Below are 17,444 nucleotides of genomic sequence, written 5' to 3'. Positions count from 1 at the left end.
ATTATGACTCCTTACTCTTTTGATGCTTCTTAAACCAGCTACGGAATGATTCACCATCTGGTTCTGGCAGATCTCGGGCTTCTGTCCACTCTTTTGTCGCGCCCAGATTGATAGGCATGCGACCGTTTTTAATCAGGCTTCCCGCAACTTTTGCACCCACTTTTACCGTGGTATCCCAAAGCACTGGACGGGCATTAATAACGTTAAAGGCACTTACCGTCATACGTTCAACCGCAGGGGTAATCGACTGCTCTGCCATCTTTTCACGATGTTTTAGAAGCAAGTCAGAAAGCGGGATCTTCACCGGGCACACATCGTGGCAGGCACGGCACAAGCTACACGCATAAGGCAGGTCTTTGAAATCGTCGTAACCACCAAGAAGTGGGGACAGCACTGCACCAATAGGCCCAGAATAGATGGAACCGTATGACTGACCACCAATATGTCGATAAGCAGGACAAGTATTCACACAAGCTGCACAGCGTACACAACGTAGAATATCTTTAAATTCGGATCCAAGAATGTCAGAGCGACCATTATCGACAATTACAAGATGGAACTCTTCAGGGCCATCGCAGTGGCCTTCTTCTCGCGGCCCTGTTAATGCGGTGACATATCCTGTCAACGGTAAACCAACAGCACTACGGCACAACAGGCTGATAACGATATCCAACTCTTCAAAAGTTGGAACGATTCGCTCCATACCCATAACAGCGATATGCGTTTTAGGCAGGCTAGTCGCAAGACGTGCGTTGCCTTCGTTAGTCACCAGGCTGATAGTTCCGGATTCTGCAACAGCAAAGTTACAACCTGTAATACCGATGTCCGCTTCAAGGAAGTCATGACGAATGTAATCACGTACGTAACGTGTCATCTCTTCAGGATCGTCTTCTCCTTCATACCCAATCTTATCGCGGAAAACATCGCGAATCTGAGTACGGTTTTTGTGCAGAGCTGGAACAACAATGTGAGAAGGTGGATCGCAGTCATCAACCTGCAGGATATATTCACCAAGGTCAGTTTCCACCACTTCACAGTTATTACGCTGGATAACGCGGTTTAAGTCGATCTCTTCTGTCACCATGGACTTAGATTTCACGACCTTTTTAGCGTCTTTCTGCTGAACAATCTTCTCGATATAATCGGTGGCTTCTTCTGCAGTTTGAGCAAAGAAAACATGACCGCCATTTTTTGCTACGTTGTCACTCAGCTGTTTGAGGTAGTAATCCAGATTCTCCAAAACATGGTTGCGGATATCCATGCCCATATCGCGCCACTCTTCCCAGTTGCCAAGCTTATCTGCCGCAATCTGGCGATTGGTAAACATACGCTCTTGCGCGTTTGCTACCGACTGACGCATAAAATCGTCTTTCATCTGGACGTTAATTCTGTCGCGGAAATTAACGCTGCTTGTTTTCATCGACATATTATTTCTCCCCGCCAGATAGCAGAACATCTACGATATGCATTACCTTGACAGGCTTGCCTTCACGGCTGATGCGCCCACCAATATTAATCAGGCAACTGATATCGGCACCAATCAAATAATCTGGTTCAACCGCAGAGATATGCTTAACTTTCTCTTTCACCATCTCACCAGAAATTTCAGACATTTTGACGGAGAAGGTACCACCAAAACCACAACAGGTTTCCTGGTTAGCGATTGGTAGCATTTCTAAACCTTCAACATTGTCGAGCAACGCCAGAGGTTCTTCTCGAACACCTAGTTTGCGAATAAGACTACATGAAGGGTGGTAAACCGCACGACCATTAAGCTTAGCGCCTAAATCCGTCACACCAAGCGTGCCGACAATAAACTGAGTCAGTTCAAAAAGGCGATCAGCAATCTTTTGTGCTCTCGCTGCCCACGCTGGCTCATCTGCCAGAAATTCCGGGTATCGCTTAATTGAAGCTGCGCAAGAACCCGCTGGGCTTACGATTGGATAATCGTTGATTTCGAAAGAGGAAATTAGGCTTTTCATCGCAGCTTTGCTGCCATCAGTATAACCACTGTTTAAAGACGGCTGGCCGCAACAACCCTGCCGCTCAGGAAAAATGACTTCACAATTTAGCTGCTCAAGCAGTAGTACGGTCTTTTTTGCTACATCAGCTTTGACCATATCCCCCAGGCAGGTTGCAAAAAGGTTTACCTTCATTATTTTGCTCCAATCTTCGTCATTTTCTTAAAACTCAGCAGAAAGACATTCGTGGCTGCTGAAGAGGTAAAAATGACATTATTTAAATTTATCTGGTCAAACACAGATAAATTAATATTGCTTCCGTTAAAGTTAATAAATTACTCTCAGTTGATTTTTATTTAATTGTTTCCAACTGATAACTATATTTTAGCGATAAAGTACTCAATCGCTATCCCTATAAAGTCTTAGTCGGAATAACCCTTCAAAAATAATGTGATTGAGATCTATCTACCAAAAAAGTAGAACAATCAAATTAACAATCAAAATCAATAAGTTACATTCAAACCAGAATATTCCGATGAACAATTACATTACTTTTGGAAACAATAATTCTCTGATTGAATCACTATCGGATACTGAAGGTAGGTCCTACATGTATAACTGTCGGTCGTTTTCTTACCCTAAAGTGCGAATCATTGATGAAAATATGAAGTAGAAATATCGATTTATTGAAATAAACAGGTCGCTATTAATATTTATATTAAAAATGAAATATATTTATTAACCTGACATAAACTTTATACGACTTTATGAGATCTAAATCGAGGCATCAGCTCTTTAAGTGCTATTCCCGCCACAATAAGCATAACCCCGGATAGTTTAAGCAGCATCTCACCATCATTATTTGTGGGAGAATCTAGAAGCAAGCTTACCAACATCTGGCCACTGATCACCAAAATGATGGTGTTTGTAGAGCCTAACCGAGTCATTACCAGACTATTAATCGCGACATAGAGCGCACCAATAACCCCTCCTCCATACATAACCACACTCCCTCCAGATAACAGAGGTGGGCTTAGCAGGTATAGCATGACCAGAGTCAGAAATAGGAATCCCCCAACATGGTTAATAAATGAGGCACTAAAGGGCCCTCTGCTTACGCTCAGTTGCCCATTAAGAATACGGGCTATGGCAATACAAAAGCCGTTTAATAGTGCCAATAAAATGTACATCCACATAACTTAACTCCTGCTAAAAATAATGAGTGTTGCCCCTGCTGCAACCAGAACTACGGGCATAAAGTCACTCAAAGAAAAAGCTCTTTGCTTCAACCTAAACAAACCAAAATACTCGCACAACATAGAGCACATAATCTGGCCTACGATAGCCAGAGCCAGCGTTCCGGATAGCCCAATGCTGCTATTGACGGTTGTCGACGCAAGAATAACGGTAAACGCACCAGGCAAACCTCCGAGATAAAATAGCTTGGGTACTTTCTCTGTTTTGTCTTCTGCTTGCTTGTTAGTCCTTCCAATTACAGAAAGCAAGCACCACGCAGTGACTGCGCCTACTCCGTGAGCTATCCATGACGAGTTAAGCGCTGAAGTGTGAGAGGCCAACTGACTATTTAAATAGATCATTAGAGAAAGTAGCCCTCCTCCAACAAGTGCGAGCATCGAATACCAAGTTTGATGTTTCATTGTTTCTCCTTTCTTCTTTCTGGCTCCTTTTTAATTCTGACTACACTTTAATTGAACAACTAAATAATGATAATCTTTGATTAATAAACCTATAGATGAACAAAAGTTGACAATGAGAGACAATTTTTCTGCTATTCCTGTTTTTGTTGCGGTCATTGAATGCGGGAGTTTTTCTGCTGCTGCACAACAACTGGGAATGACCAAATCTGCGGTGAGTAAACGCATATCTGTGTTGGAAGATAACTTGGGAGTGCGATTATTTAGTCGCACTACAAGAAAGTTATCTTTGACTGAAGCCGGAGAACGGTTTTCTGATTATGCACGGAACTCTGTCGCTTTGGCTGAAGATGGTTTCTCTGCTCTTTCTCACTTTCAGGGGAAGCCAAAAGGCACACTCAAAATTAATGCACCGATGACTTTCTCTAGGTTGCACCTTGTTCCATTCATTAAAGAGTTTCTGGAAAACTATCCCGACATAAAAGTCATCCTCAGTATGGACGACAAAGTGGTCAATATGGTTGAAGGTGGATTCGATGTTGGCCTGAGGATAGGTGAATTACAAGACTCCTCTTTAGTTGCCCGAAAACTTGTCGACTGCAAAAGTGTTGTTTGTGCTTCCCCCCAATATATTGAACAGAACGGAAGACCTGAGACGCCTGCGGATCTCTCAAATCATAACTGTATTTACTACAGTCTTTTCCAAGCTGGAGTTGAATGGACTTTTTATCAAGAAAAACAGAAGATTAAGATTGAACCAAGGGGCAACTTCATTGTAAATAACAGTGATGCTATTGCACAGGTATTGTTGGATGGCCTTGGTATCTGCCAAATGCCAACCTTCATTGTTGCTGAGTACCTGTCCAGCGGTAAACTTGTTACTGTGCTAGATGGGTACGACTTACCTGAACATGCGATATATGCTGTCTATCCAGAGAGAAAGCACTTACCGGAAAAAGTGAAAGTGTTCATCAACTTCATGAAAGATAAACTGGGTGACAAATCCGGATACTGGGACGAGAACGATTAAGGGGGTTCCAATGACTGATATACATTTCAAAGAAGTTAAACCAACCGATCTTCCTATCGCTCTTTTGCTTGAAGCTGATCCCTCAAAAACCTGTATTCAGAGCTACCTAGAACGCTCGTTGTGTTTTGCCGCTTTTGAAAATGAACAACTGGTTGGTGCTTGTGTTACTCATTCCCAAGCAACAGATTCTGAAGAAACGGATCATACAGAAATCTTCAATATCGCTGTCTGGCCTGAATTTCAGGGAAAAGGAATTGGTACTGCGCTACTCAAACACGTCATTGAGCAGCTAAAGAAATATGGATATAAAACCGTAGAATTAGGGACTGGTACGTTTGGTTACCAACTTACGTATTATCAACGTTTGGGGTTTCGGGTTGAAGGTGTTCGAAAAAACTTCTTTATTGAACACTACGAAGAGCCAATATACGAACATGGCTTACAGCATATAGATATGTTGAGATTAGCACTCAAACTCAGATAATTACTTACATACAATCCGATTTCGGCCATTTTCCTTCGCTTCATAAAGCGCCTGATCGGCCAGAGCATAGAGGCGATCTACACTATCGACCTCGGCACTCAGCTCACACATTCCAATACTCACCGTGACTTCAGCCACTTCCCCCTGAAAAGAAAAGTGATACTGGCTAATTTGCTGATGAAACCTCTCGATGATGGGCTTTGCGTCCTTTATGCTTGTAAAGGGGAGCATAATTGCAAACTCTTCACCACCAATCCTTCCCACGATATCTGAGCTGCGCAAATGCTGTTTACAATGTGCTCCTAAAGCTCGGAGAACATCGTCTCCGGCCGGATGACCATACTTATCATTGAGCCGTTTAAATCGGTCAATATCCAGAATAGCCATAGTCACTGTACTGTTCAGGCTTTGAACATGTTTAATTTCGTCATTCGCCTTTAGCCAGAAGAACCGACGGTTATATAGCTCGGTAAGGTCATCAATACTGGCAAGGTTCTCTAGCTCTTTTTCTAGCTTTTCGCGCTTCTCTATCTCCAATCTAAGTGCGTTTCTCTCTTGCTCCAGTATTTGTTTTTGCTCTGTTGATTCGCGGATATATCGACTACGGCCATATTCAAGCCAGGTAGTGATCATCAAAATACAAAGATAGGAAATTGCGTATCTTGCTTTGAAATCATAAGAGTAAGTTTGTGTTAGCGAATCAGAAAAGGTAAGGCTAGTTAGAATGACCCCTAGCAGGAACAGGCTCCAACGGAGACCATATCGATGTCCAAAAAGATAAACGCTTAATAATGGATAGGTGTAACTCCATAAAATTTGCCCTTCGCTTTTTGCCCCCCATACCGAGACTAACGTCACCATCAAAATGAAAACGAAGTTGTTTGCGTGATATATCCATTCGATTATATGAATTCTGGGGATGAGTGCTAGGCTACCCGCAAGGCAGCTTAGAAACACCATTAATATCCCGGCGATTTCGACATTACCAACCCAAATATTCTTTATTGCAAATATTACACTTAACGGGATAGCGATAAACACTAACCAAATATAGTGATGTAGTCGTAGTTCGGACTGCACGTCCGAAGTCTTACTTCTGGAAACAAGGTTATCTACATAGGTTTGCAAAGCTCTGATAGGTCGGCACATACAATCTCAAACTTAGGTACACCCGACTTCCAGTGTATTGTTTTCGCCTAATATAATATGCAACCAAGATCAATAAATGAGCAATTACTCATTTAAATAGGCTCCCGTTCAAAACGATGCTGAAACTAGTCTCTAGTCTTATCAGAGCTTAGCAGCGAAGTCACGTTCTCAACGGATAGTGGTCTGCAATACCAGTACCCTTGCGCTAAGTCGATATTCAGGTTCTTGCAAAACTGCGCCTGAAGTTCAGACTCCACACCTTCTACAACGATATTCAGCTTAAGTTTATGGCCTACGTTAACAATGGCTTCCAGAAGTGCACCATCAAGATCGTTTTCGGGTGCATCCGCAATAAAAGTTCTGTCGATTTTCAACTTAGTTATTGGAAAGAGTTTTAAGTAATTCAGAGAAGAATAACCCGTACCAAAATCGTCTATTGATATCTCCATGCCCTTGGCTCTTTGCTTTCTCAACTCATCGAGCATCCGGTTATTTGATTTAATCAGCGTATGTTCGGTAAGTTCAATACCCAGCTCTTCCGGAGATAAACCGTAGCGCTCCCGACAAGCATTAAGAGAGGCAAAAAAATCCGTTTGTTCCAGTTGTTTCCCGGATACATTGATGTCAATACGAGTATTAATACCTGCTTTCTTCCATTCCTTCTGTTGAGCACACGCTTTCTCAATTACCCAATCTCCTAGTTTGACGATTAAATCAGATCGCTCAGCAATAGGAATGAATATATCGGGTGTTACAGAACGCTCTTTAATTTCCGGTGTCCATCTTAGCAATGCTTCACAAGCGGTAATTTCCCTGTTGGCCATGTCGTATTGAGGCTGGTAAACCAGTTCGAACTCGTCTTTCTCTAGAGATTCATGCAAGTGTGCGGAAATATCCCTTTGCAGTCGTATCTCATCGCTCAGTGAGGTGGTAAAAAAATGATAACGATTTCTGCCGGTTTCTTTTGCATGGTACATCGCGGTATCTGCGTTTTTTAACAACTCTTCCGGTTTGGTTCCGTCTTCAGGATATAGGCATATTCCGATACTGGTGGTAATAAACAGATTCTCATCCCCCAATGAGAAACTGGAACTAAAAGAGCCAATTAGCTTATTGGCAATAATTCTGGCTTCTTCGGCACTCTCAATGCGAGGGATAACAAGAACAAATTCATCGCCTCCAAACCTTGCCAGGAAGTCGTACTCCCTGAGTGAGGTTCTCATACGCTTCGCAACCGATGTGAGAAGTTTATCCCCCCATGTATGGCCTAATGTGTCATTTACCTCTTTAAACATATCAAGGTCGATAAACAAAATTGCCAGCTTATGATTAAAGCGACTCGCTTCGCTCACCCTTTTGGTTAACTCTTCTTCAAGACACAATCTGTTAGGAAGGGACGTTAGCGAGTCCGTTGTAGCTGTGGTTCTCAGTTTTTCACGAGCTTCGTATTGTTCACGCAAATCGACATCAACACAGAACATCTCTGGTGAGTCGGTACCTTGCTTCAACATAACATGAGAAGAAAAAACCGGGATGGGACTCCCGTCCTTACGTTTGAGTATAAGTTCCGATGAGGGAATTGGGATTCCTTTTTCTACCCAGTCTTTGTGGAACATGATGACATGTTCTCGCATCTCTTCAGGGATGATCAGATCTTCAAGCTTTCTGCCTATGGCTTCTTCTTTCTCGTAGCCATAAAGTTCTGTGCTCGACTTGTTCCAGTAGATAACATTACGGTTTTTATCATACCCCTGGACTGAAATTTTCGGCAGTGCGTCAATCAGCTGCAAAAAGCGATTCTCGTCGGAATCATCTTTTAATAGTGATGTGACAGCACGTGTGATATCTGGTGCCATAGCCAACCTATAGTAATTTTTTGTTTTTTTTCTATTTAGAACTATAGCCTGTTTAGAAAGATCGCGATGCTATTACGATCATTACTTCACGTCTCTCTCAAATTTGTGCACTTGGAAACTCACTCTACGTAATCCCGACGCTGAATTTCATAGAGCTTCATCTTATTGTTGAGCGTTCGTCTCGGCAGCTCTAATTCGTCCATCACCGCGAGTGCATTACCTTTGTGTCGTTTTAGCGATTGGATTATAAGTTGCTTTTCAAAGCTTTGTACTCGTTCCGATAGGTTATACGTTGTTGGTGAAACAATATCGTGTTCATCATGCCCCAGAATAGCGCCAATGGAGCTTGAGCTGTTCATTCCCAGCACGTAACGCTCTGCGACATTTTTTAACTGGCGAACGTTCCCTGGCCAGGGATTATCAATTAATCGCGCGACATCCTGCTCATTCAGATCTTCGTACTCTCGCTCATATTGAATAGCGGCTTTACGGGCAAAATATTCAAACAACAGAGGCACATCTTCACGCCTGCCGGCCAAATCTGGTAGGTGCAGTTCCACAACATTAAAACGGTAATAAAGATCTTCTCTGAACTCGCCAGCAGCTGACGCCTGCGCTAAATTAACTTTTGTTGCAGCAATAACCCATAGGTCTAGCGGGATCTCTTTGTTAGATCCGACTCTTTCTAGCTTTCGCTCTTGTAATACCCGTAGCAGTTTTATCTGAAAGTTAAGCGGCATGCTCTCTATTTCATCCAGAAACAGAGTCCCACCCTGTGCGTGTTCAATCTTGCCAATACGCTGGCTTTCAGCACCTGTAAAAGAGCCTTTTTCATGACCAAATAACTCACTTTCAAACAGGTTTTCCGGGATCGCACCACAGTTCACTGCAACAAAAGGCTTTTCACTTCGTATACTGAAATCATGCAGGCAGCGGGCAATCAACTCTTTACCCGTACCGGTTGAACCATTTATCACCGTATCCACTGGCGTTTGCCCTAGCATCAAAACCTGTTGCCTTAGTTCATTCATCACCTTCGACTGACCTATCATTCGACTCTCTAATGAAGGTTTTTGGCTTAACAAGCGTTGCAGGTTTCTGTTCTCCAAAACCAGCCTTCTTTTTTCTCCGGCCCGTTGTATTCTGTCTACCAGTAAATCTGGCTCAACGGGCTTTTCGATAAAGTCATAAACCCCGTTTCGCATCGCCTCTACCGCCATTCTGACATCACCGTGAGCCGTGACCAGGAGCACAGGTATGTCTGGGTCGATACGCTGCACTTCCTGAGCGAACATCATTCCATCCATCTCTGGCATTCTTATATCGGAAACCACTACGCAATTATCGTTGGCTGCGATTGAAGCCAACGCCGTTTTTGCTCTTGGAAAATCCTCCACTTCCATTCCAGCCAGGTTTAGCCACTGCTTAGTTGCCTTACGAATCGCATCTTCATCATCAACAAGGATAACTTTAAGTGGGTTAGTCTTATCTTTATTGTTCATATACAGACTCCGTTATAGATAACGAACGAGGTTGAGGGCTGGATTGAGCTAATGTGACTCTGAAAGTTGTGCCTTTTTCCGATTCTGCGAACGCTTCCAGGCGACCACCAAACTCTTCCACGATGCCGTAAGAGACTGACAGACCAAGCCCCATGCCCTCTCCGGCTGATTTAGTCGTAAAGAAAGGTTCAAACAGTTTAGGTAAGTGCTCTGAATTAATACCACAGCCATTATCATGAATCTCAATAATCGCTTTGTGGTTTTCTGCTGTTAACGAGATCTCTACCTTTCCACGGCCAGAGCTGTCAGATATCTGGATAGCATCTAACGCATTACGGATAAGATTGATAAGCACCTGCTCAAGTTTAATCTCATCCGCTTTGACTGAAATTGGTGCCTTTGATGGAGTCCAAATCAACTCTACACCCGACTTCTCTATTCTTGCGTTCATCACCAGAAGCGCATTATCGATCACGCGCTGTAGCTCAACTGTACTTAATACGCCCCGGGATTTGCTTGAGAAGGTTTTAAGGTGGGTTACGATGCCCGATACCCGATGCAATAGTTTGTCGATTTCCTGAAGGTTTTCCTGCGCCAGTTCGTACTGCTGCCTTTCGATAAGCAGTTTAGTGCTGGCAATAAAGGTGAGTGTTGCCTGAAGTGGTTGACTGATCTCATGAACCAGCTCAGCAGAAATATGCCCCAGAGCACCCAACTTCTCTGCTTGAATCAACTCTTCATGAGTCTGACGCAGGGCTTTTTCTGTACGCACTCGCTCTTCAACTTCGAGTTTAAGTTGGGTGTTACTTTGATTAAGCGCGGCAGTACGTTTTTCTACCCGCCATTCAAGCTGTTGTTGGTGTCGAAATCGACTTAAAACAAACATACCGACCACTGCCAGCAATGCGGTTGCTAATGCCGAAATTAACATTGCCCCAGTTTTTCGCTCTTCTAATCCTTTTAAATCACTCAGGTAATAAAGGCTCCAGCCTAGTTCTGTTATATCTCGTTTATGAAGTAAGTAGGATGGACCAACTGCATTATTGCCTGAGCGCGTTTCCTCGGCAGAGAGTTGAATCACTCTCTTTCCTTGTGGCGACAACGGAAGGTCTTTAAATGCCAATGGCTCAATCCGATGATGGCTGTACTTTTTGGCTTCTTCCAGTTGATTCACTACTTCTGGTGACAAGATGGACAGACTGCGATAGCGCCATTGTGGATTACTGGCTAAGAAGATGACATCTTCGCTGTCACTCACCCATACCTGTTCACCCCCTAAGTTCCAATTGGTTTCCAGAGAAGACATATCTACTTTAAGAACCGCAACTCCCTGAATGGTTTCATCTTTATAGACAGGCCTGGAAAGGAAGAGGCCGGGCCTTCCTGTCGTTACACCGACAGCAAAAAAACGCCCGCTATGTCCTTCAATGGCATCAATAAAATAGGGTCTGAAGTGGTAATCGTGCCCCATAAAACTGCCGGACTTATCCCAGTTGCTACTGGCGATAACAACACCCTTGTTATCCATTAAATAGAGCGCATCTGCTTTTGATTCTGCTCGCCAGCTTTCGAGTTTTCGGTTCACTTGCTCAGTTAGAGGTGAGTTTTCGGTCGAATCGATGAGTTCTAATACCTGATGGTCATTTGCAACGATAAATGGCAGATATTCGAATCGCTGGTATTCCGCCTCAATGGTCGAAGCATAAAGGTTGAGGCGTTCTTCACCCACTTTATCTAACTCTTCATAGTGCGCACTTTCTGTCGTTTTAAACAACACAGCACTCAGAACAAATCCAATCAGCAAGGAAGCGATCAGAATAGAGCTGTATGCTTTCCTTGAACTGCTTTGTGACATCCTGTCTCTCCAGTATATTTTTGTTTTGCTTGTTTAACCTTAGGGCCATAGCTGAATTAGCAAGATATAAGCCACTGACATTAAAAATGTCTTCATCCTAAACAGCACAATGCGTTGCCACATATTTAATGCACCACACCCTTCGTTAGTAAGCCAAAAATGGCTCATCATGATAAATTTGAAGCATTGGAATAAGCCAAATTTGGCTCATTAATTTTCATATTTACACTATTTCTACATTCAAACCAGGCAGAACGTAAAAATACCTATTACATATCAATAAATTAAAACAAAAGTAAATAAATTGTAAAAACTGGCAAGACCTTTGCTGTATAGCTGTCGAACGATTGATGCTCACTACCCTACAAACGATTGAGCAGATAACAATAAACAAGGATGAAAGTATGAAAGCGATAAAAACATCAGTGATTACCACTCTCGCATTAACCGGTTTCATGGCGGCAGAAGCGCAAGCAGCCACCGAGTGGAACGTATCTCTATGGGGTAAACGACGCGCCTTTACAGAGAATGTTGAGAAACTTGCTGAGTTAGTCGAAGCGAAAACCAATGGTGAGTTTAAACTAAATATCTCCTACGGAGGCCTGTCCAAATCACGTGAGAATCTGGATGGTATCTCGTTTGGTGCTTTTGAAATGGCCCAATTCTGCTCTTTCTATCACTCAGATAAAAACCCAACTATCACGGTTACCGAGCTTCCGTTCTCTCAGGATGTATCCCTTGCTCGTGTTAGTGAGATCTATTCCGAAGTATTTAAGCACCCTATCGTGAAAAAAGATCTGGCTCGCTGGAATGCGACACTGCTGATGCCGACACCACTGCCTCAGTACAACATCGTAAGTAAAGGTGATGAGCTGAAGTCACTGGAAGATTTTGATGGCCTTCGCGTACGTGGACCAGGTGGCATCATGGGTGTGCTTGGTAAACTTGGCGCAGTAAAAACCGGTGTACCTTTCTCTGAAGTTCGCCAGTCCATGGACTCTGGTGTCATCGACGCTGCTTCTTTTGCACCTCACGCACACCTTGCTACTAACTCATACAAAGTGGGTAGCTGGGCAACCACTAACCTGAACCTCGGTTCTGCTAACTGTCCTGTTGTGGTCAACACAGAAGCATTAGAAATGCTAAAACCAGCACATCGTGAAGCGCTGCTTGGTTCTGTCGATGAGGCTCTGGACTTCTACGTTCAAAACTATGAGCAAAACACCACGGCCAAGTATGACACTGCGGTTAAAGACCAGGGACTTGCTATGGTGACCTTCAACTCAGATCAAACCGCTAAACTGAGCGAGCTTTCTGAGTCTGTTCGTCAAGAGTGGATTGCAAAGTACAAAGGTAAGTTCGATTCTCAGACGCTTTTCGATTACACCCAAAAGCTGTTTGCTGAGAAGTAAGCTTTTAAGCTGATGCATGGCCGCCAGAAATTGGCGGCCCCTTCAGACATCTGTTGTTCTACTTATAATAAAAGGAGGCTGTAATGTCTGCAGCTGCCTCAGTACTGGAAGACAAATCCACCCTTAGCCGGGCTGATCGCTGGTTCTTCCGCGTTGAATCTGTGTTGAATCTGGCGGGTGGCCTTGCCATCTTCGCTCTGGTTCTTCTTGCGACTGTGAACGTTCTGGGACGTTGGCTCTTTTCTGCTCCTATCAGCGGCTACGTTGACTGGGTTGAGCAGGCAATGGCATTTATCGCATTCCTCGGCATCGCTTATACCCAAAGAATGGGCAGCCATATCCGTATGGATATTTTCGTAGGACTGCTACACAGGCGCTCTCTCTGGTTCACCGAGCTGGTTACTACCTCATTAATGCTGGTGATTACGCTGATTCTTATTTACGGATCGTACCTGCATTTTTTACGCGCCTATACGATTGGTGACTCTTCACTGGATATCAACCTACCGACCTGGCCTGCGAAACTCGTCGTTCCCGTTGCGCTTTCTGTTTTGGCACTTCGCCTGATACTACAGATTTGGGGCTACCTGAGAGCATTGCGTGAAGGTGGCGAAAAACCTGTTGCCGTTCCGCTTATCGAGTCTGCTGCTGAAGTAGCAGCCAAAGAAGCCGAAACCGTTAGCGGTCACGACGAATAGGAGAATCATTTTGTCAGAACTATTAGAAACCATGGCAAACATGGACAACATTGAGATTGGCCTTTGGGTATCAGGCGCAATGTTGGTATTTGTTATTCTGGGGGTACGCGTTGCCTTTGCCGCTGCTATCGCGGGTTTTCTGGGACTGCTTTGGATATTTACAGCGAAACTTGGTTTTGAACGCGGATTCTTAGTCGCGCTTAAAATGGCAGGCACCATTCCACACTCTAAAGTCTCTTCTCTCGCGCTATCACTGATCCCAACCTTTATTCTTATAGGCTTCCTTGCTTATCATGCTGGTCTTACTAAAGCCTTATTTGAAGCAGCAAAACGCTGGGTAGGCTGGCTCCCAGGTGGAATGGGGGTTGCAACCGTATTCTCTACCGCTGGTTTTGCCGCAGTATCCGGTGCATCCGTTGCTACCTCAGCGGTTTTCGCCCGTATTGCTGTTCCTGAAATGCTAAAGCTGGGCTATGACAAACGTTTCGCAGCGGGTGTAGTCGCAGCTGGGGGAACGCTTGCCTCGCTAATTCCTCCTTCTGCAATTCTGGTGATCTACGCCATCATCGTTGAGCAAGATGTTGGTGCATTACTTATGGCCGGATTTCTTCCCGGTTTTGTCTCTGCATTGATCTATGGTGGCCTTGTTGTTTTCCTTGCAATGACGCGCAAGAACTTCGGCCCTCCTGTGAAAGGTTACACCTGGAAGCAGCGATTCGAATCACTACCCGGAGCCATGCCTATCTTCTTCGTTGTGTCGATAATCATGATCTGTATTTATGGTGGTGTGGGTACACCAACTGAAGCAGGGTCGTTAGGTGCCACGGTTATTCTGGCCGTTGCGCTCTATCATGGTAGTCGCTGGAAAGAGATAAAAAGCTCCTTGATGGAGACAGCTAAACTGTCTGCAATGATCTTTGCCATTATCTGGGGTGTACTAATTTACGTTCGCTTCCTTGGATTTGCCGATCTTCCTAGCGCGTTTTCCGATTGGATCGTAAGCCTTGAACAGAGCCCCATGCTAACGCTACTGCTTATTCTTTGTGCCTATGCAGTCCTTGGCATGTTTATGGATGCGATTGGTATGCTGTTGCTGACCTTGCCGGTGGTTTACCCGGCAATCATTGCTCTTAATGGTGGCGCTGATGTCGCAGCAGCGGATTCTGCATTTGGTGTATCAGGAATTGGATGTGCGATATGGTTCGGTATCATCGTGGTGAAGATGGCAGAACTTTGTCTTATTACCCCTCCAATTGGTCTGAACTGCTTTGTGGTAGCAGGTGTAAGACCGGAGTGTTCGGTTCAGGATGTGTTCCGTGGTTGTATACCTTTCTTTGTCGCTGACGTTGTTACCATTGCGGTACTTATCGCATTCCCAGGCATCGTTCTCTGGTTACCTAACTTAATAGGATACGCCTAAAACCAACGGACTGAGGGCAACCAAATCTCCGCCCTCAGTCCTTGTCCTTCTAAAAACTGCTGTATTTATTACGATTAATTCCTGTTAAAGATCCTTTCTTTATATTAGAGTTACCTAAATTATAAATATCTGGATAAACTTAAATGGAATTTAAGCTCAACATAAAAAGCATCGCACCCGTTGCAGCAGTATTAATAGCGGCTTTGTTGGCACTCTCACCTGTCGATTCTCAACCAGTTAACTTCTCACACAGTGCTGCGGTTGTATTGATAACACTTGTGTTCTGGAGCACCAGCGTTATCCCTCCGTTTCTGGTTGGGTTACTCTTCTTCGCTCTGGCAACGATTTTCAAGTTGATTGATCCCACACTGCTGTTCTCCGGGTTTGGTTCCACTGCGGTCTGGCTAATCATTTCGGGCTTTGTGATTGGTTCCGCCATCTCTGCAACGGGGCTGGGTAAAAAACTTGCTTCAATTATCTCCCCTCACGTAACGGGAAGTTATACGAAACTGATTGGCGGATTGGTGATCAGTGCGGCGCTACTTGGTTTTGTTATGCCCTCTTCTGTGGGAAGAGCGGTGGTACTGCTACCCATAGGAATGGCGCTTGCTGATCAAGTTGGCTTTGGCAAAGGGAGTAATGGAAGAATTGGTATCGCGGTAGCTCTGGCGCTGGCTTGTAACATGCCAAGCTTTGCGGTATTACCTGCAAACATTCCTAATATGATTCTTGCTGGCGCAAGTGAAACCCTGTATGACATCCAGTTTAGTTATACAGAATATCTGCTCCTACACTTCCCGGTCCTTGGTGTTCTTAAATCACTACTGATCATTACTCTTGTATTGAAGATCTTCCCTGCAGAAATATCATCAGACTCGGAACGAGTATCTACAAGTGAAGAAAAAGAGTTCGACCCTAAGCAGCAAAAGAAAGTCAGCATACTGCTGGGTATTACCCTTCTCTTTTGGGTGACAGATACGATACATGGTGTTAACCCAGCCTGGGTAGGTTTGGCTACCGCAATCATTCTTCTTCTGCCAAAGGTAGGAGTGATTCCTCCTAAATCTTTTAACGGCTCCGTCGATTTCGGTACTGTTATATTTGTCTCTTCAGCGCTTGGGCTGGGTATGCTGGTTAACGAATCGGGTATCGGAAGCTATATGGGAGAAGCATTCGCCCAACTTTTACCTTCGTCCTCTTCTGGCTCTTTCCTAGGTTTTATGGCTCTGTCCATTACCTCGGTCGTTACTGGCTTGATCACAACTATTCCTGGTGTTCCTGCGGTGCTTTCCCCATTAGCCGCTGATTTTGCTCAGGCAACCGGATTTTCAACAACTACAGTACTAATGACGCAGGTATTGGGTTTCTCTACCGTAATATTCCCTTATCAGGTGGCACCATTGATTGTTGCAATGCAGCTCTCGGGAGAGCCGCTTAGTAAACTGGTGAAAGTGACTTTGCCCCTGACAGCCATTACGATATTGGTTTTGTTCCCTCTTGATTATATCTGGTGGTGGATTCTAGGAGCGATTTAGTGGATACAACGGGCTACCTTACTTTTGTTTTACTGGGCATCGCTGCATTATCGGCGTTCCAGCTTTCTCTGTTAACTTCCATACTGACAATAGCCGCACTGGTTTGTGGCTATTTTTCAGGAGTTTATGAGTTGGAAGGAATGGCAGTATTAGGTGCCTTATACCTATCTGCCTTTGGAATTGAAAAAGTAAAGCGGCACCGTTTTTCAGTCGTCCTTCACATTGTATTTATTGTTGTCTGTATCCTACTTGCAGCTCACAAAGCACCAGGTATCAACAACTATCTACTGATTACATCAGCCCAAAGTTCTCCGAATGCGGTACCTTTTGATTTCTACTTAAATGCTGACAAAGTCCATATCTTCTTTGCTTTGTTGTTGCTTGGCCCGAGCCTTAAAAGTCTTCTACATGTGAAGAAAAGCGCGATCTTATATGTGTTGATCATCTTGTTTGCTCTGGCAGGATTACAGTACGCCACTCTCCCTCTTGGCCTGATGAAGCTGGACTTTTCCGTACCGGAATGGCTACCATTGTGGGCCGCGCTAAACCTATTGTTTACCTGTACAGCAGAAGAAGCGTTTTTCAGAGGTTACATTCAACGCAATCTTTCAGAACGCACTAAACCAGTATTCGCCATTCTGATAACTTCTGTGCTGTTTGGCATTGCACACTTTGCTGGCGGGACTGTCTTTATGGCATTCGCAACCTTAGCAGGGCTGGGCTATGGACTGGTTTATCATTTTAGCGGTCGGCTTCATTGGGCAATATTGACCCACTTTGGATTCAACTTGTCGCACCTGATCTTTTTTACTTATCCGATGCCTATTTAGAGCGTGCACAAAAAAAGCTACCAGCGAACCAGTAGCTTTTGAATACATACTCGTCGA

The 17,444-nt window shown here is 44.2% G+C and carries 15 protein-coding genes; 7 read left to right on the top strand and 8 right to left on the bottom strand.

Going from position 1 to position 17,444, the window contains the following annotated elements; translation table 11 throughout:
• Position 1: 1 nt before the first annotated feature.
• From SNR28_RS15530 to SNR28_RS15515, 4 genes are all read right to left on the bottom strand, one after another.
• Complete coding sequence (locus SNR28_RS15530; RefSeq protein ID WP_375753574.1) at positions 2-1,426, bottom strand: LutB/LldF family L-lactate oxidation iron-sulfur protein; 1,425 nt, start codon at positions 1,424-1,426, stop codon at positions 2-4.
• Position 1,427: 1 nt separating this feature from the next.
• Positions 1,428-2,156, bottom strand: a complete 729-nt coding sequence (locus SNR28_RS15525) for a (Fe-S)-binding protein (protein ID WP_375753573.1) — start codon at positions 2,154-2,156, stop codon at positions 1,428-1,430.
• A gap of 560 nt (positions 2,157-2,716) precedes the next feature.
• The gene (locus SNR28_RS15520) at positions 2,717-3,157 is read right to left on the bottom strand and encodes a DMT family transporter (protein ID WP_375753572.1); all 441 of its coding nucleotides are present in this window, start codon (positions 3,155-3,157) and stop codon (positions 2,717-2,719) included.
• 3 nt (positions 3,158-3,160) lie between these two features.
• Positions 3,161-3,619: a DMT family transporter gene (locus tag SNR28_RS15515; protein WP_375753571.1), complete on the bottom strand. Its 459-nt coding sequence runs from the start codon at positions 3,617-3,619 to the stop codon at positions 3,161-3,163.
• Positions 3,620-3,731: 112 nt separating this feature from the next.
• Here SNR28_RS15515 and SNR28_RS15510 point away from each other — a divergent pair, with 112 nt between their 5' ends.
• Together SNR28_RS15510 and SNR28_RS15505 are read left to right on the top strand one after the other, a co-directional pair.
• Positions 3,732-4,646, top strand: coding sequence for a LysR family transcriptional regulator (locus SNR28_RS15510; protein WP_375753570.1), 915 nt, complete (start codon positions 3,732-3,734; stop codon positions 4,644-4,646).
• 19 nt (positions 4,647-4,665) lie between these two features.
• A complete protein-coding gene (locus tag SNR28_RS15505; protein WP_375754098.1) occupies positions 4,666-5,130 on the top strand; it encodes a GNAT family N-acetyltransferase in 465 nt (154 codons plus the stop codon).
• Here the strand turns inward: SNR28_RS15505 and SNR28_RS15500 are convergent, their stop codons facing one another.
• The 4 genes from SNR28_RS15500 to SNR28_RS15485 form a co-directional block, all read right to left on the bottom strand.
• On the bottom strand, positions 5,131-6,279 hold the full coding sequence (locus SNR28_RS15500; RefSeq protein ID WP_375753569.1) for a GGDEF domain-containing protein: 1,149 nt from the start codon (positions 6,277-6,279) through the stop codon (positions 5,131-5,133).
• Positions 6,280-6,404: 125 nt separating this feature from the next.
• A complete protein-coding gene (locus tag SNR28_RS15495) occupies positions 6,405-8,135 on the bottom strand; it encodes an EAL domain-containing protein (RefSeq protein ID WP_375753568.1) in 1,731 nt (576 codons plus the stop codon).
• 119 nt (positions 8,136-8,254) lie between these two features.
• Complete coding sequence (locus SNR28_RS15490) at positions 8,255-9,637, bottom strand: sigma-54-dependent transcriptional regulator (RefSeq protein WP_375753567.1); 1,383 nt, start codon at positions 9,635-9,637, stop codon at positions 8,255-8,257.
• On the bottom strand, positions 9,627-11,492 hold the full coding sequence (locus SNR28_RS15485; protein ID WP_375753566.1) for an ATP-binding protein: 1,866 nt from the start codon (positions 11,490-11,492) through the stop codon (positions 9,627-9,629). The genes SNR28_RS15490 and SNR28_RS15485 overlap by 11 nt, the downstream gene beginning before the upstream one ends.
• Positions 11,493-11,896: 404 nt before the next feature.
• Here SNR28_RS15485 and dctP point away from each other — a divergent pair, with 404 nt between their 5' ends.
• From dctP to SNR28_RS15460, 5 genes are all read left to right on the top strand, one after another.
• Positions 11,897-12,904: a TRAP transporter substrate-binding protein DctP gene (gene dctP, locus SNR28_RS15480; protein WP_375753565.1), complete on the top strand. Its 1,008-nt coding sequence runs from the start codon at positions 11,897-11,899 to the stop codon at positions 12,902-12,904.
• Between the two features lie 83 nt (positions 12,905-12,987).
• Positions 12,988-13,602 (top strand): TRAP transporter small permease subunit, encoded by a 615-nt coding sequence (locus SNR28_RS15475; RefSeq protein WP_375753564.1) that lies wholly within the window; start codon positions 12,988-12,990, stop codon positions 13,600-13,602.
• Between the two features lie 10 nt (positions 13,603-13,612).
• Positions 13,613-15,022: a TRAP transporter large permease gene (locus tag SNR28_RS15470; RefSeq protein WP_375753563.1), complete on the top strand. Its 1,410-nt coding sequence runs from the start codon at positions 13,613-13,615 to the stop codon at positions 15,020-15,022.
• Between the two features lie 143 nt (positions 15,023-15,165).
• Positions 15,166-16,557, top strand: coding sequence for an SLC13 family permease (locus SNR28_RS15465; RefSeq protein WP_375753562.1), 1,392 nt, complete (start codon positions 15,166-15,168; stop codon positions 16,555-16,557).
• Positions 16,557-17,387: a CPBP family intramembrane glutamic endopeptidase gene (locus SNR28_RS15460; protein ID WP_375753561.1), complete on the top strand. Its 831-nt coding sequence runs from the start codon at positions 16,557-16,559 to the stop codon at positions 17,385-17,387. Before SNR28_RS15465 ends, SNR28_RS15460 begins: the two co-directional genes overlap by 1 nt.
• The last annotated feature ends 57 nt before the right edge of the window (positions 17,388-17,444 follow it).

Origin of the sequence: Vibrio iocasae (genome assembly GCF_042245395.1) — a bacterium.
GTDB classification, from domain to species: domain Bacteria; phylum Pseudomonadota; class Gammaproteobacteria; order Enterobacterales; family Vibrionaceae; genus Vibrio; species Vibrio iocasae.
This window is presented reverse-complemented; position numbering and strand designations above follow the sequence as displayed.